The sequence below is a fragment of the Novosphingobium sp. BL-S-32 genome, from assembly GCF_056857055.1.
Window position 1 is genome coordinate 2,077,188 of sequence record NZ_CM166476.1, and the last position, 20,853, is coordinate 2,098,040.

Here is a 20,853-nt window from a genome sequence, read left to right on the forward strand (position 1 = left end):
CACGGGGCTTTTTGTATTTCGTCGCGTGGAAGACGAAGGGACGATTACTCGCCCTGATCCCCCGCAGCCTCGGCAGCTCGCTTGGCCTGGAGCCAGGCGGCGACTTCGGCTTCCTGCGCGGCTTCCGAAGCAGCGCGCGAGGCGGCTTCGCGTTCGGCGCGCAGTTCCTCGATCAGCGCTTCGCGATCGTCGACCAGACGCTCATCGCTCAGGCCGTCGTCCTCGATGCCGGCCTTCTTGGCGGCCTTGAAGACGATGAAATCGAGTTCACGCTGCGAGCACAGGCCCAGCGTGACCGGATCCTTCGGCGTGATGTTGGCGATGTTCCAGTGCGAACGATCGCGGATCGCGGCGATGGTGTTGCGCGTGGTGCCGATCAGCTTGCCGATCTGCGCGTCCGAAACCTCGGGGTGATTGCGCAGAATCCACGCAATGCCGTCGGGCTTGTCCTGACGCTTCGAGACCGGGGTGTAACGCGGGCCCTTGGTACGGCTCACGGTAACAGGGGCGCGGTGCATCCTGAGCTTGTACTCGGGATTTGCCTGACCCTTCTCGATCTCTTCCATGGTCAGCTCTCCCGAGCGGACCGGATCGCGGCCGGTATACTTGGCGGATGCCAGATCGTCGGCCATCGCCTGCACTTCGAGCATGTGCAGGCCGCAGAACTCGGCAATCTGCTCAAAGGTCAACGCTGTCGTGTCGACCAGCCACGAGGCGGTCGCGTGCGGCATCAGCGGAGTGGGCTGGCTCATGTCTCTATCTCCGGCGGAAACAATAAGGGCCGCCCCTTCGCGGAGCGGCCGTACGGCTCCGATTTAGGGAAACTTTGCGGCTTCGGCAAGCACAAGCCTTGATTTTGGCAATTCCATCCTGCGTGATTTTGAAACGACTTGGCAAAACCATCAGGGGGACGAGTCAGGATTTGCTCAACCGCGTCACGAAACTACGTGGCAGCGCATCTTCCGTACGCGACTTGCGGACGGCAGCCCGGGTCAGATCTCCAGCACGATCTTGCCGACATGATCGCCCGCCTCCATCCGCGCATGGGCCGCAGCGGCCTCTGCCAGCGGGAAGCACGCATCCATCACCGGGCGCAGTTCGCCGTCCTCGACCAGAGGCCAGGCATTGGCGAGAATTTCCTGCGCCAACAGTCCCTTGAACGCATCCGAGCGCGGACGCAGGGTCGATCCGGTGAGGGTGTAGCGACGGGTCATGACCACGGCCATGTTGATCTCGGCCCGGGTGCCGCCCTGTACCGCGATCGTCACATGCCGGCCGTCGACAGCGAGGCACTTCAGATTGCGCGCGACATAGTCGCCGCCCACCATGTCCAGAACGAGGTCGACGCCCTTGCCATCGGTGATTCGCGCCACTTCCTCGACGAAATCGCTGGTCTTGTAGTCGATCGCATGGGCCGCGCCGATCTCCAGCGCGCGGGCGCACTTCTCGGGCGATCCACAGGTCACGATCACGGTCAGCCCGAAATGCCGGCCCAGCATGGCCGCCATCGTGCCGATACCGCTGGTGCCGCCATGGACCAGCATCGTCTCGCCATCGCGGGCGTAGCCGCGCTCGAACACGTTGTGCCAGACGGTGAAAAGCGTCTCCGGAAGCGCCGCCGCTTCATCCAGCCCAAGCCCTTCGGGCACCGGCAGGCAGTGCACCGCCTTGGCCAGGCAATATTCGGCATAGCCGCCGCCACTGACGAGCGCACAGACCGACTGGCCGGGCAGAAACTCGGTCACCCCCTGCCCCAGCGCGGCGACCTGCCCCGAGATTTCGAGGCCGGGAATCGGCGAGGCGCCCGGCGGCGGCGGATATTTGCCCTGACGCTGTACCACATCGGGGCGGTTAACGCCCGCATAGGCAACCTTGACCAGAACTTCGCCCGGGCCCGGCTCGGGAACCGGCAAAGTGACGGGCTTGAGCACATCAGGACCACCCGGCGCATCGAAGCCGATCGCAGTCATATCTTTAATGGCGTTAACTAACATAGGCATCCTGTTGCCACAGACCCACTATACAAGGGAACATGTTTTGAGACCATTGACAGCAAGCATCTCCGGTCCGATGCTGCAATGCAATGGACGATGATGATCGACCGCGGCGGCGGTCGCCCGAGGTAGAACTCGGAGCCGCCAGCCTTCTCGCCAGCGAAAGCCTGGAGCGCTATTCGCTGGACGAACTCGGCGCACGCATCGCCCTCCTCGAAGCAGAAATCGAACGGATCCGCGCGCATCGCCGCGCGGCCCAGGCACACATGCTCGCGGCCGATGCCCTGTTCAGGCCCAAGACGCCATGACGGGCGCGAGCTTCACCCCTCGCCCGGGCGAACATCTCGCAACCGTCGCGAGCATGCCTATATGGAGCAGGAAACCCGAAACCGAACATTCCATATCTTGCCTCAAGCTCCCCCGCCCCAAGCTTTCCCCCAAGGAGAGTCCCACTCCCACATGAAAGTTTCCTAGATGCCCAGCTTCGCGCAAAGCCTAGAAAAGACCCTTCACGCCGCGCTCTCGCACGCTTCAGAGCGCAGCCATGAGTACGCAACGCTCGAGCACCTGCTGCTCGCCCTGATCGATGATCCGGACGCGGCACAGGTCATGCAGGCATGCGGAGTGGACCTTGGCGACCTCGGTGACGTCGTACGCCAATACCTCGACCAGGAATACCAGTCGCTGAAGACCGAGGAAAAGGGCGATCCCGCCCCCACCGCCGGCTTCCAGCGCGTGATCCAGCGAGCGATCCTGCATGTCCAGTCCTCCGGCAAGGACACCGTGACCGGTGCCAACGTGCTGGTTGCCCTGTTCTCCGAGCGCGATTCCTATGCGGTCTACTTCCTGCAACAGCAGGACATGAGCCGCCTCGACGCCGTCAGCTACATCAGCCACGGCATCGGCAAGGGCGGCAAGCGCGTCGAGGATCGCGCCCCCAAGGGCAGCGAAGACCAGGCGCCGACTCCCGAAGAGAAGGCCGAAACCAAGAGCGCGAACAAGAAGGATTCCGCGCTCGACCAGTTCACCGTCAATCTCAATGAGAAGGCGCTGCTGGGCAAGGTCGACCCGCTGATCGGTCGCGGCCCCGAAGTGGACCGCACGATCCAGATCCTCTGCCGCCGTTCGAAGAACAACCCGCTCTACGTGGGCGATCCCGGCGTCGGCAAGACCGCCATCGCCGAAGGTCTGGCGCGCAAGATCGTCGAAGGCGAAGTGCCCGAGGTGCTTTCCGAAGCGGTGATCTACTCGCTCGACATGGGCTCGTTGCTGGCGGGCACGCGTTATCGCGGTGACTTCGAGGAACGCCTGAAGCAGGTCGTCTCCGAACTGGAGAAGATGCCGCACGCGATCCTGTTCATCGACGAGATCCACACGGTGATCGGCGCCGGCGCCACCAGCGGCGGCGCGATGGACGCTTCGAACCTGCTGAAGCCCGCACTGTCGGGCGGCACGATCCGCTGCATCGGTTCGACCACCTACAAGGAGTTCCGCAACCACTTCGAGAAGGACCGCGCCCTGTTGCGCCGGTTCCAGAAGATCGACGTGAACGAACCCACGGTGGAAGACACGATCAAGATCCTGCGCGGCCTGCGCACGGCCTTCGAGGAACACCACAAGGTCAAGTACACGCCGGACGCGATCAAGACCGCCGTCGAGCTTTCGGCGCGCTACATCAATGACCGCAAGCTGCCCGACAAGGCGATCGACGTGATCGACGAAGTGGGCGCGATGCAGATGCTGGTGCCCCCCAGCCGCCGCAAGAAGACGATCACCGCGCGCGAAATCGAGCAGGTGATCGCAACGATGGCGCGCATCCCGCCCAAGTCGGTCAGTTCGGACGACAAGAAGGCGCTCGAAAACCTCGAACGCGATCTGAAGCGCGTGGTCTTCGGTCAGGACAAGGCCATCGAGGTGCTTTCCACCGCGATGAAGCTCAGCCGCGCGGGCCTGCGCGATCCGGACAAGCCGATCGGCTCGTTCCTGTTCTCCGGCCCCACCGGCGTCGGCAAGACCGAGGTCGCCAAGCAACTCGCCTCGATCATGGGCATCCCGATCCAGCGCTTCGACATGTCCGAATATATGGAGCGTCACTCGGTCAGCCGTCTGATCGGCGCCCCTCCGGGCTACGTCGGCTTCGATCAGGGCGGTCTGCTCACCGATGCGGTGGACCAGCAGCCGCACTGCGTGCTCCTTCTCGACGAAATCGAAAAGGCGCACCCCGATCTGTTCAACATCCTCCTGCAGGTGATGGACAACGGCAAGCTGACCGACCACCACGGCAAGACCGTGGACTTCCGCAACGTGGTCCTGATCATGACCACCAACGCGGGCGCGTCGGACATGGCCAAGCAGGGCATCGGTTTCGGTGACACGTCCAAGGCGGATGCCGGGGACGAGGCGGTGAAGCAGATGTTCAGCCCCGAGTTCCGCAACCGTCTCGATGCCATCGTGCCCTTCGCCTATCTCGCCAAGGAAACGATCAGCCGGGTGGTGGACAAGTTCATCCTTCAGCTGGAACTCCAGCTGGCGGACCAGAACGTCCACATCCAGTTCGACTCCGACGCGCGCGAATGGCTGGGCCATCGCGGCTATGACAAGCTCTACGGGGCGCGGCCGATGGCCCGTGTCATCCAGGAGAAGGTCAAGCAGCCGCTGGCGGAAGAGCTGCTGTTCGGCAAGCTGGCCTACGGCGGCGAAGTCCATGTTTCGGTCAAGGAAGACGGGCTGAACTTCGAACTGGCCCCCGCCGCCCCCAAGGTGGTCAAGGCCAAGAAGAAGCCCGCCGTGAAGAAGACGGTGAAGAAGCCCGGCACCCAGCCGGAACCCAACACCGACGACTGAGACGGCGCTGCTGCACTCAAGAGAAAATGGGGTGGGAACCACGCGGTTCCCGCCCCATTTTTCCATTCATGGCCCGTGATTTCGCCTGGATCAGACCGGAGCCCCAGGGCATCCACATCGCTCCGGCCGATTGCTGGATCGATCCCTCGATCCCCGTTGCCCATGCGCTGGTGACGCATGGTCATTCCGATCACGCGCGCGGTGGCCACGGCGTGACCGTGGCGACGCCGGAGACGCTGGCGATCATGGAACTGCGCTATGCCACCAACGAAGGCGCCCAGCCGGTGCTTTATGGCGAGACGCTACGCCTGCCGGGCGATGTCTCGGCCACGTTCTTTCCCGCCGGACACGTGCTGGGATCGGCGCAGATCCTGCTCGAACACGCGGGCGAGCGCGTCGTCATCACCGGCGATTTCAAGCGCCGCCCCGATCCCACCTGCGCGCCTTTCGAGGTGGTGCCTTGCGACGTGCTCGTCACCGAGGCGACCTTTGCGCTTCCGGTGTTCCGCCATCCGCCCGTCGAGCACGAGATTGCCAAGCTGCTCTCTACTCTTGCCGCCAATCCGGAACGCTGCGTGCTTGTCGGCGCCTATGCACTGGGCAAAGCGCAGCGCCTGATCGCGGAACTGCGCCGCGCGGGACATACCACACCGATCTACCTCCACGGGGCGATGGAGGCGATGTGCCGCCTCTACGCTCGCTTCGGGATCGATCTTGGCGACTTGCGGCTGGTGAGTGACGTCAAGACGCCGGAACTCGCCGGGCAGATCGTGATCGCGCCGCCTTCGGCGCTCAATGACCGCTGGAGTCGTCGCCTGCCTGACCCGATCACCGCCATGGCCTCCGGCTGGATGCGCGTCCGTCAGCGCGCCCGCCAGCGGATGGTTGAGCTTCCACTCGTCATCTCGGATCACGCCGATTGGGACGAACTCACCCGGACCATAACCGAGGTGAATCCGGCCGAGACATGGATCACTCATGGCCGCGAGGATGCGATGCTGCGCTGGTGCGAGTTGAACCAACGCCGGGCACGGGCACTCGCGCTGGTGGGTTACGAGGACGAGGATGATTGAGATGGCGCAGATGCCCTCCCATCCGACACTTCCTTTCCTCCAAAACCCCGTCGCCCCCGCGAAGGCGGGGGCCCCGCTGCCTCTTTGCCACGCCGCAAGAAAAGCGGGGTCCCCGCCTTCGCGGGGACGACGAGGGTTATGGAAGCATAGAGGTTCGTACGGGGCAGATCGCCCCCAGCCGGTCCGTCCATGAGACGCTTCGCCGCCCTGCTCGATGCGCTGGTCTATACCCGCAGCCGCAACGCCAAGCTCAAGCTGCTGGCGGATTACTTGCGCGAAACCCCCGATCCCGATCGCGGCTGGGCGCTGGCAGCGCTGACCGACGGACTCGACTTTCCGGCCGTGAAAAGCGCCACCATCCGCAATCTGATGACCGAACGCGTCGATCCGGTACTCTGGGCGCTCAGCCGCGATTATGTCGGCGACACGGCGGAGACCGCGAGCCTGCTCTGGCCCGGGCCGGATATCGCCGAAGATCCACCCACCGTGAGCGAGGCGGTCGACAGGCTATCGCGCATGACTCGCGCCAACGTCATGATGGAACTGCCCCGGCTGCTCGACCGGCTCGACGCGGAAGAGCGCTACGCCCTGCTCAAGCTCGCGACCGGCGCCATGCGGATCGGCATTTCCGCCAGACTGGCCAAGACGGCCTTCGCATTGGCGTTCGACGTGTCCGTGGAGGACGTGGAGGAACACTGGCACGGCCAGTCCGCCCCCTATGCCGCGCTGTTCGGCTGGGCCGCGCACGGCGCCGCGCCGCCCTCGGCCGAGCACTTGCCGCTGTTTCGCCCCTTCATGCTCGCGCATCCGCTGGAGGCCGCCGAACTCGACCTTGCGGGCTATGCCGCAGAATGGAAATGGGACGGCATCCGCGTCCAGGTCGTTCACGTAAACGGCGAAACGCGAGTCTATTCGCGGTCAGGCGACGATATCTCCGGAAGCTTCCCCGAGATCGCCGAAGCGCTTCACATCGATGCCGTGCTCGATGGCGAATTGCTGGTGCGCGGCGCCCATCAGGGCCGCGAGGAAGGCGGCGCGGCAAGCTTCAATGCCTTGCAGCAGCGGCTCGGGCGCAAGACGGTGTCGAAGAAGATGCTGGCGGATTATCCCGCCTTCGTCCGGCTCTACGACGTCCTGATTCTGGAGGGCGAGGATCTGCGCCCCCTGCCCTGGAGCGACCGCCGCGCACGGCTGGAGGAACTGATTGCCCGGCTCGATCCGGAGCGCTTCGATCTCAGCGCAGTGATTCCGGCTGCCGATTTCGCGGAACTCGCCGCGATCCGCGAACGCGCGAGAGAGGATGCCATCGAAGGCGTCATGCTGAAGCGGCGCGACAGCCCTTATGTCGCCGGGCGCAAGACCGGGCTCTGGTACAAGTGGAAGCGCGATCCACTGCTGATCGACTGCGTGCTGATGTATGCCCAGCGCGGCAGCGGCAAGCGCAGTTCGTTCTATTCGGACTATACGTTCGGCTGCTGGGAGGGCGATCCGGATTCAGGCGCGGAACTCTTGCCAGTGGGAAAGGCCTATTTCGGCTTCACCGACGAGGAACTGAAGTGGCTGGACCGCTATGTCCGCAATCACACGGTCAACCGCTTCGGCCCGGTTCGCGAAACCGACAAGTCGCTGGTGCTCGAAGTGGCTTTCGATTCCGTCCACGCAAGCAAGCGCCACAAGTCCGGCCTTGCCATGCGCTTCCCCCGCATCCACCGCATCCGCGCCGACAAGCCCGCCCACGAGGCCGACCGCATCGCAACGCTGCAGGCGATGATCCGCGATTGATCGGAATCAAGTTCCACGTGGAACCGATGGACTATTCCATCCGCATCCCCATCTGCGTGTCTGAGAGATTCTATTCGTGACCACCGACAACTCCCCCGCCGCAACACCGCACGACCTGCTCGGCGGCGCGCCCGTGTTCGCGGCGATCGCCAATCGCTTCTATGACCTGATGGAGCGGGATCCGGCTTACGCCGGACTGCGGGCGATGCATGCCGAGGATCTCGGTCCGATGCGCGAGAGTCTGCCGCGCTTTCTGGCCGGTTGGGCCGGCGGTCCGCGCGACTGGTTCGAAGCCAATCCGGGCAAATGCATGATGAGCCTGCACAAGAATTTCCCGATCGATCGCGCGACCGCCATGCAATGGGCCGAAGCGATGGCCCGCGCGGTGGCCGATGTGGCACCGGAACCTGCCAACGTGGCGCAGGCCATGACCGACGCGCTGACTCGCATGGCGCGGAGCATGGCAAGGCCGGGCTGAATACCCTCTCCCGAGCGATTCCGCTCATCCTGAGCTTGTCGAAGGATCAAAGCCACACCTAAGGATGCAAGCTCCCTCCGTCAGCGCTTCGCCTCCCGTTCCAGGGCGGACATCAAAGATCCACGTGAAACTGCTTCTCGCGCGAAGTTGCGCCGCGCAACAATTCGATTCGTGAGGGCGCCAGATCCAGCGCCGCGGCGAGAAGCTTGCGCACAGCCTCGTTGGCCTTGCCGTCCTCGGGCTTGGCGCGCACTTTCGCGTGGAGACGCCCTTCGGCAATCTCCAGCGCTTCCCCTTTCGCCCCCGGCGTGACCCGCACGGCCAGCCGCTATTCGCTGTCCACCAGCGCGCGGATCGCTTCGACAGGCGGAAGCGCGCCCTTGGGCTTCGCCATCAGCCGTTCAGGCCCAGCGCCTCGGCGTGCAGACGGCCGTTGATGACGTAGCCTTTCACGCCCGCCTGATTGGCTGCGATGGTCTCGTCATCGAGATCGCGCAGATATTTCGCCGGGCGCCCCATCCACAGCTGCCGCGCACCGATGCGCTTGCCGGTAAGCTGGGCCCCGGCCGCCAGCATGCCGTCGGACTCGATATAGCTGCCATCCATGACAATGGCGCCGAGGCCCACGAAAGCGCGATCTTCCAGCGTCGAGCCATGGACCATCGCCATATGCCCGATCAGCACGTCCTCGCCGATCAGCGTCGCATAGCCCTCGGGCCGAGAAGGCTTAGGGCTGTCGCAGTGAATCACCGTGCCGTCCTGCACATTGGTCCGCGCGCCGATGACGACGCGGTTCACGTCGGCGCGGATCACGCAGTTGTACCAGATGCTGACATCCGGCCCGATCTCGACATCGCCGATGATCCGGCAGCCGGGGGCGATAAAGGCGCTGGAGTGAATTCGCGGCGCCTTGCCGTTGAAGGCCGCCACGGTAATGTCGGTGCGATTCATGGTCATTCCTCTCCCCCGGATGTCAGCGCGCCTGCGCCGCCCATTCGGCCTGCGTGATCGAATAGACGATGTGCGGCCGCAAGGGATCTTCAGGCGCAAGCGCGGGATGATCGAAATCCTGATCGTGGCGGCGAGTCATGCCCAATCGCTCCATCAATCCCCATGACCGGCTGTTGCCCAGCACCGTCATCGCCAGGATCGCATCCGCCCCGAACACGGTGAAGCCCCAGTCGAGGCTCGCCGCTGCCGATTCACGCGCATAGCCCTGCCCCCAGGCCTCGCGCGCCAGTCGCCAACCGATCTCCACACGGCCTTCCAGCGGCGTACCGACCGGCCCCGGCTTCAGGCCGCAGAAGCCGAGGAATTGCCCGTCTGACTTGCGTTCGATGGCCCAAAAGCAATGCCCATGGTCGCGCTGGAAACCCTGCTGCCGCGCGATGATCTCCGCCACTTGGGCGGCGCTGGCGAGCGGGCCGAGGAATTCCATCACGGCCGGATCGCTGCACATGGCCAGGAACGGCGTGGCGTCTTCGTCTGTCCAACCGCGCAATACCAGCCGGTCGGTCTCCAGCAGAAAGTCCGTCATCACATCATTTCTGCAAGAGACGCGCTGCGTGGACGGCATGGTAGGTCAACACGCCCGAGCAGCCCGCGCGCTTGAAGGCGAGCAGCGTTTCCAGCACCATCGCGTCCCGCTCCGCAGCACCGGCCGCCACCGCCGCCTCGATCATCGCGTATTCGCCCGAGACCTGATAGGCGAAGACCGGAACCTCGAAAGTCTCCTTCACCCGGCGCACGATGTCGAGGTATGGCAGTCCCGGCTTGACCATGACGCTGTCCGCGCCCTCGGCCAGGTCCATCTCCACCTCACGCAGCGCTTCCTCGGCGTTGGCCGGGTCCATCTGGTAGGTCTTCTTGTCCCCCTTGAGCAGGCCGCGCGTGTTCACCGCATCGCGGAACGGGCCGTAGAAGGCCGAAGCATACTTGGCGGCATAGCTCATGATCTGGACGTTGATGTGGCCTTCGTCCTCCAGCGCGTCGCGGATCGCGCCGATACGGCCGTCCATCATGTCCGAAGGCGCGATGATATCGGCGCCCGCCGCCGCCTGATTCAGCGACTGGCCGACCAGCACTTCCAGCGTCTCGTCATTGAGCACGTAGCCCTTGTCGTCCAGCAGGCCGTCCTGCCCGTGGCTGGTATAGGGATCGAGCGCGACATCGGTGAGCAGGCCGATGGAATCGCCGAGTTCATCACGGATTGCGCGCAAGGCGCGGCACATCAGGTTGTCGGGATTAAGCGCCTCGGCGCCGTCGGCGCTGCGGCGCTCGGGCTGGGTATCGGGGAACAGCGCGATGCAGGGAATGCCCAGATCGGCCGCTTCGCGGGCCCGCTGGACAAGCAGGTCCACCGACCAGCGCGAGACGCCCGGCAGCGAGGAAATCGGCTGCTCGACACCCGTTCCTTCGGTCACGAAGACCGGCCAGATGAGATCGGCGGGAGTCAGCACCGTCTCGCGGTGCATGGCACGGCTCCAGACCGTGGCGCGCGTGCGGCGCAGGCGAGTGTGGGGATAGGATCCAGTCATGGCAGCGGTGATTGCCGGAAAAGCCGTGCCTGTTCAATCGGAAGGACTGTCCAAGCGGGCAAGCCTGCTTGCGCTACATGCACCGCTAACGGCGAACCCGTCAGTTCACGGTGTTTTTCGGCTCCAGCCGATCGATTTCGCGCTGCGCGCCGATCGGCGAATTGGTTGCCGGAGCGATCGCGCCCAGCGCGTCGCCGGGCTGAACATTGAGCAATGACTTCATCCGCGCATCGAAGGCGTTCTTTTCCCGGCCGTCGATCTGCGGCCGCGACGTGAAGCGCAGCCCTGCCGGGTTGATCGTCTGACCGCCGCGATAGGCTTCGAAGTGAAGATGCGGGCCGGTCGAGAGCCCCGAGGACCCGACATAGCCGATCACCTGCCCGGCACGAACGTGGCTTCCGGCAGAGACCGCGATCCGGCTCATGTGGCCGTAACCGGTGCCAAGGCCGCCCGCATGCTCGATGCGCACGTAATTGCCGTGGCCGCCGTGGCGGCCCGAGAATGTCACCGTGCCGTCAGCCACGGCATAAATCGGCGAGCCATAAGCCGCGCCGAAGTCGATACCGGCGTGCATCCGCACATAGCCGAGGATCGGATGGCGGCGCATGCCGTAGGGCGAAGTCATGTGCCCCGCCACCGGCATGCCGGCGGGCGTGCTGCTGCCGCTGGAATCGGCAAGGCCCGAGGCGGCAACCATGTCGCCGTCCTGTCCCCAGCGCAGAAGTTGGAGGCGCGCCCTGCCCTCGTGTTCGAGCCCCGCGTAGAGCAGATTGCCGATCTCCCGCTCGCCCTTGGCCGAGCGCTTGTAGGCCACGACGATATCGAACTCGTCGTTCGGGCGGATGTCGCTCTCGAGGCTGAGATACTTGTCGACCGCCTGAAGATAGGCCTGAATCGCGGCGACCGGCGCCCCGGCATTGCGCGCCGAGCGATAGAGGCTGGACCCCACGGTGCCGCGAATGCGCAGCGGCGTCTCGTCGACATGAATCGGGCGGCGCACCAGCGAAAGCCCGCCGCCGCCACGCTGAATCGCAAGATCGAGGTCGAACCGCGCGCGAAAATCCATGGCGTTCAGCGCACGCGGCGCTCCCGGTGCAGGCCGGTTACCCAGCGTCACGTCGAACTGGGTTCCGGGCGCGATCTCGCCAAGCGGCACCGCCTGCCCGACCAGCGCGCCGATCCGCGCGGCGTCATCGTCGCCCACGCCGATCCGTTCGAGCATCCGCGCGAAGCTGTCTCCCTGACCCAGCGTCGCCACCAGATCCACGCTCGGGCGCTCGGGCACGCTGGCAAGCGGACGAACCAACGGACTCGCGCCCATATGGCGACCGGAGTCGGCGCCCAATGCCAGAGGGGCAATCGACTGGCTGCGGAATTCGTCTCGCTCACGCGCGGCGAGCGGCATCGACGTCGCAGCCTCCACTGCGGAGAAATCAGGCCAGAAGGCGAACGCCGCTACCGACAGGCCAAGCATGGTCGCCATGCCCCGCAGCCACCTCCGGCTGCCGATATCGCAGGCAAGGTCAGGAGCGATCTCCACACGCTCGCACCAGTGCTCGATTCCGCATTTCCAGCGCGAGATCCGGTCGGACAGGCGCGCTCTGGCGGAAATGGACGGCTCGACCGGTGCGGGCGCGGACTCGGGGGTAAGCATTTGCGCATGCGACAGCGCCGCGGCTTGCGCGCTGTTGCCGGCCTCTATGCTTCCGCCTTGTCCAAGATCCTTGAACAGATGCCCGTCCCTCTTCCACCCCCGCCGGCCATCGGAAGTGCTCCGAACGGCGGCAGACCCGAGTCCCCAGTCGTGGCCCCGATAAAGGCCGTGCGCACGAGTCCTGCCCGTTCAAGGTTAATTGCTGCCTAACGTTGTGGATTACTGCCCCGATTTTCGGCGAACCGGGCCTTGCGGGTGCGTGGCCGGGATGCCAAATCGGAAGAGTAATGCCTTACGCGCCGCATGCCTCGTCGCGATACGACGCTCCCAGCGGGGTAAAGGCGGTGCTCGGCCCGACGAACACCGGCAAAACCCACCTCGCCATCGAGCGGCTTTGTGCCCATTCCAGCGGCGCCATCGGTTTCCCGCTGCGCCTGCTTGCGCGCGAGGTCTATGACCGTGTCTGCAAGATCAAGGGCGAGAACAACGTTGCCCTGATCACCGGCGAAGAGCGGATCGAGCCGAAGAACGCCCGCTACCTGCTGTGCACGGCCGAGGCCATGCCGGTCACCGACCGTAGCCTCGCTTTCGTCGCCATCGACGAGGCCCAGCTCGCCGCCGACCGCGAACGCGGCCATGTCTTCACCGACCGCCTGCTCCACGCGCGCGGCCGCGAGGAGACGATGATCCTGGGCTCGGCCACCATCGAACCGCTGGTGAAAGCGCTGGTGCCGGGCGTCGAGGTGGTCTCCCGCCCCCGCTTTTCCACGCTCAGCCATTCGGGCGCGAAGAAGCTCAGCCGCATTCCCCCGCGCAGCGCCATCGTCGCCTTTTCGGCCGAGCAGGTCTACGCCATTGCTGAAATGCTGCGCCGCTTCCGGGGCGGCGCCGCCGTGGTGATGGGCGCGCTGAGCCCGCAGACGCGTAATGCCCAGGTCGCGCTCTACCAGTCGGGCGAAGTCGATTACCTCGTCGCCACCGATGCCATCGGCATGGGCCTCAATCTCGATATCGAACATGTCGCCTTCGCCGGACTCTCCAAGTTCGACGGCCGCCGCCATCGCCGCCTCACCACTGCCGAGATGGCGCAGATCGCCGGGCGCGCCGGACGCCACCAGCGGGACGGCACTTTCGGCACCCTGACCGGATCGGGCGGGCACGATTCCGAATTCGAGCCGGAAGAAGTCTATGCGATCGAGGAACATCGCTTCCCGCCGCTGACCAAGCTGTTCTGGCGCGATCCGGAACCCCGCTTCGACAGTATCGCCACACTGATTGCCGATCTGGAGGCCCCGCCAGAACGCCCCGAACTGGCCCCCGCGCCAGAGGCCATCGACCTTGCGGTGCTGAAGCGCCTTGCCGAAGACCCGGACATCGCCGGCACCGTGAACGGGCGCGCCCAGATCGCCCGGTTCTGGGAAGTCTGCCGTCTGCCGGACTTCCGCCAGCAAGGCTCGGAAACCCATGCACGCTTCATTGCCCGGCTCTGGCAGGACCTGAAGCAGGGCGAACTGGGTGCGGACTACATGGCGCAGCAGATCGCCCAGCTGGACCGCACCGGCGGTGATATCGACACCCTGCAAGGCCGGATTGCCGCAATCCGTTCATGGGCCTATATCGCCCAGCGCCCCGACTGGGTGCTCGCCCGCGATGAAATGGCGGCGCGCGCACGGGCGGTCGAAGCGCGGCTTTCCGACGCGCTTCATGGCAAGCTTACCGAACGTTTCATCAATCGCAGGACTGCCGTGCTCATGAAGAAACTCGGTCCCGACGCCGGACTGCTCTCGGTCCGTCTCGAAGACGAGGAAGTGCTGGTGGAGGGCGAGCACATCGGCTCGCTGCGCGGTTTCGGCTTCCAGGTCGATCCCGGCGCGCGCCTGACCGACCGCAAGCTCCTGCTGGCCGCCGCCGAAAGGCACTTGCCCGCCCTGCTCCAGGCCCGCGCCGATGCGCTGGCTGCCGCCATCCACGAAGGCGGCGCGCCGCTGACTCTCGATGGCGGCGCTATCAGCTGGGAGGGCGAGCGGATCGCCACCCTGACTGCCGGGCGCTCGCTGCTGGCCCCGGTGCTGGTGCCCGAACGGGTGCTCGATGCGATTCCCGCGCCATCGCGCAAGGCGCTTGTCGCCGCGCTGGAAGCTTGGCTCGAGACCGCGCTGGAACCGCTCGCCCCGCTGCGCAAGCTGGACGAAGCGAGTCGCTCGGAGGAAGCCGGCCCGGACTTGCGTGCACTGCTGATCTCGCTGGTCGAACGCGGCGGCATGGCCGCGCGCGAAGAAACCGGTGTGGACCGGCTCGACAAGGGACGCCGCACCATGCTCGCGCGGATCGGCGTGCGCGTCGGCGCGCTCGATCTCTTCCTTCCCGCAATGCTGCGCCCCGGCCCGATCGCGCTCTGGCGCCAGCTCGCCCGGGTCGCCGGCAAGCAGGCACCCGGTGGTGAGCCCGATGCGGCGATGCCCCCCGCGATGGACGCGGCCAAGCGCCAGCGCGCGCCGGGCTATCGCAATCTCGGCAAACAACTCATCCGGCTCGACATGGCCGAAAAGCTCCTGCGCGAAGCCCATGAGGCACGTGGCACTGGGCCTGCCTCACGCGATTTCGCGCTCGATCCGGCGCGTGCAGTCTCCATGGGCCTGACCACCTCAAGCTATGCGCGGCTGCTGCGCATGGCCGGATTCCAGCCCGTGATGCCGCGCCCGCTTGCCGAGGACGCGCATGGGCCGCCCGCGCCGGTGCGCTGGCGCTGGCGGCCGCCGCGGCGCCAGGTCGAGGAAGTGCGGGTGCAGCCGGTCCGCGCGGACAGCGCCTTCGCAGCGCTTGGCGAACTAATCGGGGCCGACAGGGGGCGCTGATGACGGGCCCGGCGCGCAAGATACGGGGGCTGCGTTGAGGATCGACAAGCTGCTTTGGTTTCTGCGCCTTTCGAAGACGCGCCCGCTGGCCCAGGCCATGGCCGAGGCCGGGCATTTGCGGATCAACGGCAGGCGTGTCGAACGCGCCCACCAGAAAGTTTCTGTCGGCGATGTACTCACCGTACCTACAGCGGAGGGTGTCAGGGTGATAGAAATCCTTGCCCTGCCAACACGTCGAGGACCCGCCCCGGAGGCGCACACGTGCTATAGAGTGCTTGACGGGGTACCCGGTGATCCCATAGCAGCGGCCAATCGAAACGAGGTCTGAAAAGAGGAATTCGCAGCCATGACGTATGTCGTCGTCGACGCCTGCATCAAGTGCAAGTACATGGACTGCGTGGAAGTGTGCCCGGTGGACTGCTTCTACGAGGGCGAGAACATGCTGGTGATCAATCCCAGCGAGTGCATCGACTGCGGCGTCTGCGAGCCTGAGTGCCCGGCCGAAGCGATCCTGCCCGATACCGAGAGCGGACTCGAGCAGTGGCTCGAACTCAACGCCAAGTATTCGGCTGAGTGGCCCAACCTGACCACGAAGAAGGATTCGCCGGCCGACGCCGACGAGTTCAAGAACGTCGAAAACAAGTTGGAAAAGTACTTCTCGCCCGAGCCCGGCGAAGGCGACTGAGCCTTTCCGGACGGGTTTCAGGGGGAACCGGTTTCCCCCTTGCCTGAGGGACTTGCGAGCGATACCGGTACCACGCGGGGCACGCTCGGCGTGGTGCAAGGTTAATTCCTTGCACGCCTCTGGTAATTTTATCACATCGGTGCTATATAATCCCGCGACTGCCCGGGCTCCCCGCCCGTTTGGCAGGCATTTTCATTGCGAGGCAGGGTTCGAAAGCAGACGGTTGGGAGAGTTATCTGACCGGGCGGTGGAGACTTATCGTCTCCATGTCGCACCACCCGGGTTTCTCCCACCGTAAGTAAGGCAACGAACCTGCAGGTGAAAGGACGATAAATGGCAACCAAGGCCGATGCCTTCGATGTTGGAGATTACGTCGTTTATCCCAAGCACGGCGTGGGCCGTGTTATCGAGCTCCAGAAGCAGGAAATTGCCGGGATGCAGCTCGAGCTTTACGTGCTTCGGTTCGAAAAGGAACGCATGACTCTGCGCGTTCCCATGAACAAAGTCGAAGCAATCGGGATGCGCAAGCTGTCTTCCGACAAGACACTGCGCGAAGCACTCGACACGCTCAAGGGTAAACCCAAGGTCAAGCGCACCATGTGGTCGCGCCGCGCCCAGGAATACGAAGCCAAGATCAACTCGGGCGACCTCGTGTCGATCGCCGAGGTGACCCGCGACCTGTTCCGTGCCGATGACCAGCCCGAACAGAGCTACTCGGAACGCCAGATTTTCGAAGCCGCATCCTCGCGCCTCGCGCGCGAACTCGCGGCGATGGAAAAGACCGACGAACCGGCTGCGCTCAAGAAGATCCTCGCGATCCTCAACGAGTATGCACCCAAGTATTACGACAGCGCCGAAACGGTCTGATCCGCCGGGGCTTTCGTAAAAAGGACACAAGGGCCGCTCCCGCAAGGGGGGCGGCCCTTTCCTTTTGGGGCCTTTACGCCCTTACGGTTCCCCACATGGTTGGCGGGGCCGTTCATTGCCATGTCAGCAGAGGCGTGACAGGTTCGCGCCCAATATGACGCGCAACTCTGCTCTTCGCTTCGCTTTTCCGCTGACATGTGTGGCTGCCTCGTTCGCACTGAGCGGCTGCATCAGCACTGTCGGCAAAGTCGTGACCGCGCCCGTGCGCATCGCCAGCTCGGCTGTCGACATGGCCACTACCAGCCAGTCCGAAGCGGACGAGAAGCGCGGCCGCCAAATGCGCGAACGTGACGAAAAGCTGGGCAAGTTGCAGCGCCAGTATCAGCGGCACCTCAAGGAATGCGACAAGGGCGAACGCGATTCCTGCTCGAAGGCCCGCGACGATTACGCCGACATCCAGAACCTCAGCGGCTCCGCCTGAAACGACCCCGGATCAGGCCGCCGCGCGGCGCAGGCGGTCGTTGATCGCGGCCCCTATTCCTTCTGACGGAACAGGCGCCACGGCCACGCGGGGAAGCTGCGAAGCCGCCGACTCATGCAGCAGCGCGTAGAGCCGCGAAGCTGCTTCCGCGAGGTCTCCCGAAGGCGAGAGCGATACATGTCCCTCGACCGGGCCGAAACCGATGTGGAACTCGTCCCCTTCCGCCTCGCAGGCGTCCAGCCTGACCGGTTTTCCGGGCGCATAATGGCTGGCGAGTTGGCCGGGTGCCTCGATCTCATGTGACGTCACGGCGTCAGGCTCGGTGCCGAGGACATCGCGGATCCGCGCGACCGGGATTGGACCCGGGCGCAGGATTTGCCAGCGACCGTCCTCGCGCAGCGCGACGATCGTCGATTCCAGGCCCGCCTCGCAAGCACCGCCATCCACCACCGCATCAATGCGGTCGCCCAGCGAGGCAACCACATGCGCGGCCGTGGTCGGACTCACGCCGCCGCTCCGGTTCGCGGAAGGCCCCGCCAGTGGCAGGCCGGATTCGATGATCACCTCGCGCATGATCGGATGGGCGGGGCAGCGCAGCGCCACCGTGGGCAGTCCCGCCGTCACGGCCGAGGCAATCGCCGCGCCCTCGTTCAAAGGCAGCACCATGGTCAGCGCGCCCGGCCAGAACGCGGCAGCAAGCATCAATGCGCGCGCGTCGAACCGCGCGATACGCTGCGCAGATTCAAGATCGGCGATATGCACGATCAGCGGATTGAAACTGGGCCTGCCCTTGGCGCGATAGATCGCGGCAACCGACTCATCACGGTCCGCCCTTGCGGTCAGACCGTAGACCGTCTCGGTCGGCACGGCGACCAGACCGCCCTCGCGCAGCAGCGTGGCCGCGCGGGCTAGCCCTGCGGAATTGGCGGCGAGTTGCTCGGGTCGACTGGTGCGCTCCATGCCCTGCCGCTATAGCGCGTTGCGAGGAATGCCAAGGAAAACCGCGAAAATGACCTTCAATCCCCCCAGCATCGATCAGGTGCTTGCCCTGCGCGTCAACGCCGGACTCGACGACCTTGCGGAAACCGATCGCTTCGCCGCCGCCAGCGCCGATGTGGTGCAGGCCGTCGTCGAAAGCGCCGGACAGTTCGCGGCCGGCGAATGGGCGCCACTCAACCGCAAGGGAGATGCCGAAGGCGCCCGTATTGCAGACGGCACCGTAGTGCTGCCCGAGGGCTTCGCGCAGGCCTATACCGATTTCGTCGCGGCAGGATGGAACGCGATCTCCGCGCCCGAGGATTTCGGCGGCCAAGGCCTGCCCCAGTCGCTGGCCGTCGCCGTGCTCGAATGCATGGGCACGGCCAATATGGCGTTCTCGCTGCTGCCCATGCTCACGGTCGGCGCGATCGAGGCGCTGATCCATCACGGCAGTGCGGCGCAGCAGGAGACCTATCTCGCGAAGATCGTCAGCGGCGAATGGTCCGGCACGATGAACCTGACCGAACCGCAGGCCGGGTCCGATGTCGGCGCCCTGCGCACCACGGCGGCGCCGATCGCCGAAGGCCCGCATGCCGGCAAGTATCGCATCGCCGGGCAAAAGATCTTCATCACTTGGGGCGAGCACGAGCTGGCCGAGAACATCGTCCACTTGGTACTGGCACGCACCCCCGGCGCCCGTGCCGGATCGCGCGGGATCTCGCTGTTCCTCGTTCCGAAGTTCCACGTGGAACGCGATGGCACGCTCGGCGCCCGCAACGATCTCAAGGTCGTCAGCCTCGAACACAAGCTTGGCATCCACGCCTCTCCCACATGCGTGATGAGCTACGGCGACCATGGCGAATGCATCGGTGAACTGGTCGGCGCGGAAAACGAAGGCCTTCGCTGCATGTTCACGATGATGAACAACGCGCGCATCAATGTCGGTGCCCAAGGCGTGCAGATTGCCGAACGCGCCCTGCAGCAGGCCACGGCTTATGCCGCCGAACGCGTGCAGTCCGCCCGCGCCGGATCGCCCGACAAAAACCCCGTCGCCATCATCGAGCATCCCGATGTCCGCCGCATGCTGCTGCGCATGCGCGCACTGACCGAAGGTGGACGCGCCCTGCTCTATTACGCCACCGGGCAGCTCGATCGCGGCGGCATGGGGGACGAAACCGCTCAGCAACGCGCTGAGCTGCTGGTGCCGCTGGTCAAGGCCTGGTGCACCGACATGGGCGTCGCGGTTACCAGCCTGGGCATTCAGGTCCATGGCGGCATGGGCTTCATCGAGGAGACCGGTGCCGCACAGCATTACCGCGATTCCCGCATCGCCCCGATCTACGAAGGCACCAACGGCATTCAGGCGGCCGACCTCGTGACTCGCAAGCTCGGCATGGAGCGCGGCGGCGTGCTTTTTGCGCTGATGGACGCGATCGCCGCCGATGGCTCCGCACCGCTGCGTGCTCTCGCGCTGGGCTGCAAGGCCACGGGCGAGGGCTTCCTTGCCGGACCGCTCGACGACCGGCTCGCTGCCAGCGTGCCCTTCCTCGATGCCTGCGCCGTGGCTGTCGCTGCGTGGCAGCTCGAACGTCAGGTCGCTGCCCTCCCCTCGCTCGACGTTCCTGAGGCCTTCGCCAAGCGCAAGCGCATCGTCGCCCGTTACTTCGTCGAGCATATCGTGCCCGAGGCCATGGGCGCGCTCGTACAGGCCGAAAAGGGCGCCGCCCTGCTCTACGATCTCACCACCGAGGAACTGACCGCGTGACCGACCAGACCGACGTTCTTACCCGCATTGCCGACGCGCTTGAAAGACTGACCCCTCCCCCCGTTGCCACCGTCGATTGGCTGGCCCACCCGGCCTACGTCTGGACCGGAACCGAAGCCCGCGCCGTCGCCACGCTGGAAGCGCCGAAGCTCGACATGCTGCGCGGCATCGATACCCAGAAGGAACGCGTGGTCACCAATGTCGAGCGCCTCGCTGCCGGGCATGCCGCGCATGACATGCTGCTCTGGGGTTCGCGCGGCATGGGCAAGTCGGCGGTGATCCGCGCCTCGATCCGTGCGGCACAGGACAACCATCCCGGACGCATCGCCCTCGTGCAAGTGGCGCAGGAAGCTCTCCACGGCGTCACCGCGCTCTTCACGCTCCTGGGCAAGGTAGACCGCCAGTTCCTCGTCTACATCGACGATCTCGGCTTCGAGGAGAATGACGGCACCGGCCCGCGCCTGCTGCGCTCCTGGCTCGAAGGCGGGGTGGAGGCACGTCCGGCCAATGTCCGCCTTGCCGTGACTTCCAACCGCCGCGCCATCGTCGGCCGGACGATGAGCGAGCAGGACGACCCGATCAACCCGCGCGACGTGATCGACGATCGCCTGGCGCTGGCCGACCGCTTCGGACTCTCGATCGGCTATCACAACTGCGATCAGCCCGCCTACCTTGCGATCATCCACGGCTATGCCGAGCAGTACGGACTCGCGTTCGAGGAAAGCGACGCTCTCGAATGGTCGCGCCGCCGGGGCGCGCGCTCCGGACGTGTTGCGTGGCAATACGTGACCGAACTGGCGGGACGGGCCGGGAAGGTCCTCTAAGCGGATAGAAAAAGGGCTGGGAAGCCGAAGCTTCCC

Annotated in this window: 19 protein-coding genes and 1 pseudogene; 12 read left to right on the top strand and 8 right to left on the bottom strand. The window is 65.3% G+C overall.

Annotated features, from left to right (window positions below; genetic code table 11):
- Positions 1-44: 44 nt before the first annotated feature.
- On the bottom strand, positions 45-752 hold the full coding sequence (locus AC1VVK_RS09585; RefSeq protein WP_132387566.1) for a DUF1013 domain-containing protein: 708 nt from the start codon (positions 750-752) through the stop codon (positions 45-47).
- A 240-nt stretch (positions 753-992) separates the two neighbouring features.
- Entirely contained in the window at positions 993-1,970 is a 978-nt protein-coding gene (locus AC1VVK_RS09590) for an NAD(P)H-quinone oxidoreductase (RefSeq protein ID WP_482902799.1), read from the bottom strand.
- Positions 1,971-2,083: 113 nt separating this feature from the next.
- On the opposite strand from AC1VVK_RS09590, the gene AC1VVK_RS09595 reads away from it, so the two are divergent.
- From AC1VVK_RS09595 to AC1VVK_RS09615, 5 genes are all read left to right on the top strand, one after another.
- Entirely contained in the window at positions 2,084-2,302 is a 219-nt protein-coding gene (locus AC1VVK_RS09595) for a DUF1192 domain-containing protein (RefSeq protein WP_132387570.1), read from the top strand.
- 166 nt (positions 2,303-2,468) lie between these two features.
- Entirely contained in the window at positions 2,469-4,838 is a 2,370-nt protein-coding gene (clpA, locus tag AC1VVK_RS09600; RefSeq protein WP_132387572.1) for an ATP-dependent Clp protease ATP-binding subunit ClpA, read from the top strand.
- A gap of 68 nt (positions 4,839-4,906) precedes the next feature.
- Complete coding sequence (locus AC1VVK_RS09605; protein WP_482902800.1) at positions 4,907-5,911, top strand: ligase-associated DNA damage response exonuclease; 1,005 nt, start codon at positions 4,907-4,909, stop codon at positions 5,909-5,911.
- 189 nt (positions 5,912-6,100) lie between these two features.
- Positions 6,101-7,693 (top strand): cisplatin damage response ATP-dependent DNA ligase, encoded by a 1,593-nt coding sequence (locus tag AC1VVK_RS09610; protein ID WP_482902801.1) that lies wholly within the window; start codon positions 6,101-6,103, stop codon positions 7,691-7,693.
- A gap of 76 nt (positions 7,694-7,769) precedes the next feature.
- Complete coding sequence (locus AC1VVK_RS09615) at positions 7,770-8,171, top strand: group II truncated hemoglobin (RefSeq protein ID WP_482902802.1); 402 nt, start codon at positions 7,770-7,772, stop codon at positions 8,169-8,171.
- A gap of 112 nt (positions 8,172-8,283) precedes the next feature.
- Here AC1VVK_RS09615 and AC1VVK_RS09620 read toward each other — a convergent pair.
- The 5 genes and pseudogenes from AC1VVK_RS09620 to AC1VVK_RS09640 all read right to left on the bottom strand — a co-directional run bounded on the left by AC1VVK_RS09620 (position 8,284) and on the right by AC1VVK_RS09640 (position 12,362).
- Positions 8,284-8,565 (bottom strand): annotated as a pseudogene (locus AC1VVK_RS09620) (DUF167 domain-containing protein).
- The gene (locus AC1VVK_RS09625) at positions 8,565-9,128 is read right to left on the bottom strand and encodes a gamma carbonic anhydrase family protein (protein WP_482902803.1); all 564 of its coding nucleotides are present in this window, start codon (positions 9,126-9,128) and stop codon (positions 8,565-8,567) included. Before AC1VVK_RS09625 ends, AC1VVK_RS09620 begins: the two are co-directional and overlap by 1 nt.
- A gap of 16 nt (positions 9,129-9,144) precedes the next feature.
- Positions 9,145-9,708 carry a GNAT family N-acetyltransferase gene (locus AC1VVK_RS09630; protein WP_482902804.1) on the bottom strand — a complete coding sequence of 188 codons (564 nt, stop codon included), beginning with the start codon at positions 9,706-9,708 and terminating at the stop codon, positions 9,145-9,147.
- A 4-nt stretch (positions 9,709-9,712) separates the two neighbouring features.
- Positions 9,713-10,708, bottom strand: a complete 996-nt coding sequence (gene hemB / locus AC1VVK_RS09635; protein ID WP_482902805.1) for a porphobilinogen synthase — start codon at positions 10,706-10,708, stop codon at positions 9,713-9,715.
- Positions 10,709-10,808: 100 nt separating this feature from the next.
- Positions 10,809-12,362, bottom strand: a complete 1,554-nt coding sequence (locus AC1VVK_RS09640; RefSeq protein ID WP_482902806.1) for a peptidoglycan DD-metalloendopeptidase family protein — start codon at positions 12,360-12,362, stop codon at positions 10,809-10,811.
- Between the two features lie 287 nt (positions 12,363-12,649).
- On the opposite strand from AC1VVK_RS09640, the gene AC1VVK_RS09645 reads away from it, so the two are divergent.
- The 5 genes from AC1VVK_RS09645 to AC1VVK_RS09665 all read left to right on the top strand — a co-directional run bounded on the left by AC1VVK_RS09645 (position 12,650) and on the right by AC1VVK_RS09665 (position 17,250).
- Entirely contained in the window at positions 12,650-15,217 is a 2,568-nt protein-coding gene (locus AC1VVK_RS09645; protein ID WP_482902807.1) for a helicase-related protein, read from the top strand.
- A gap of 34 nt (positions 15,218-15,251) precedes the next feature.
- Positions 15,252-15,545 carry an RNA-binding S4 domain-containing protein gene (locus AC1VVK_RS09650; protein WP_132387590.1) on the top strand — a complete coding sequence of 98 codons (294 nt, stop codon included), beginning with the start codon at positions 15,252-15,254 and terminating at the stop codon, positions 15,543-15,545.
- Between the two features lie 18 nt (positions 15,546-15,563).
- A complete protein-coding gene (gene fdxA / locus AC1VVK_RS09655; protein WP_132387592.1) occupies positions 15,564-15,902 on the top strand; it encodes a ferredoxin FdxA in 339 nt (112 codons plus the stop codon).
- Positions 15,903-16,235: 333 nt separating this feature from the next.
- A complete protein-coding gene (locus tag AC1VVK_RS09660) occupies positions 16,236-16,769 on the top strand; it encodes a CarD family transcriptional regulator (protein ID WP_132387594.1) in 534 nt (177 codons plus the stop codon).
- 154 nt (positions 16,770-16,923) lie between these two features.
- A complete protein-coding gene (locus tag AC1VVK_RS09665) occupies positions 16,924-17,250 on the top strand; it encodes a DUF6726 family protein (RefSeq protein WP_482902808.1) in 327 nt (108 codons plus the stop codon).
- A 12-nt stretch (positions 17,251-17,262) separates the two neighbouring features.
- On the opposite strand, the gene AC1VVK_RS09670 is transcribed toward AC1VVK_RS09665, so the two are convergent.
- Positions 17,263-18,210 (bottom strand): L-threonylcarbamoyladenylate synthase, encoded by a 948-nt coding sequence (locus AC1VVK_RS09670; protein ID WP_482902809.1) that lies wholly within the window; start codon positions 18,208-18,210, stop codon positions 17,263-17,265.
- A 49-nt stretch (positions 18,211-18,259) separates the two neighbouring features.
- Here AC1VVK_RS09670 and AC1VVK_RS09675 point away from each other — a divergent pair, with 49 nt between their 5' ends.
- The gene (locus tag AC1VVK_RS09675) at positions 18,260-19,993 is read left to right on the top strand and encodes an acyl-CoA dehydrogenase family protein (RefSeq protein ID WP_482902810.1); all 1,734 of its coding nucleotides are present in this window, start codon (positions 18,260-18,262) and stop codon (positions 19,991-19,993) included.
- Positions 19,990-20,817, top strand: coding sequence for a DUF815 domain-containing protein (locus AC1VVK_RS09680; protein WP_132387600.1), 828 nt, complete (start codon positions 19,990-19,992; stop codon positions 20,815-20,817). Before AC1VVK_RS09675 ends, AC1VVK_RS09680 begins: the two co-directional genes overlap by 4 nt.
- Positions 20,818-20,853 lie beyond the last annotated feature (36 nt).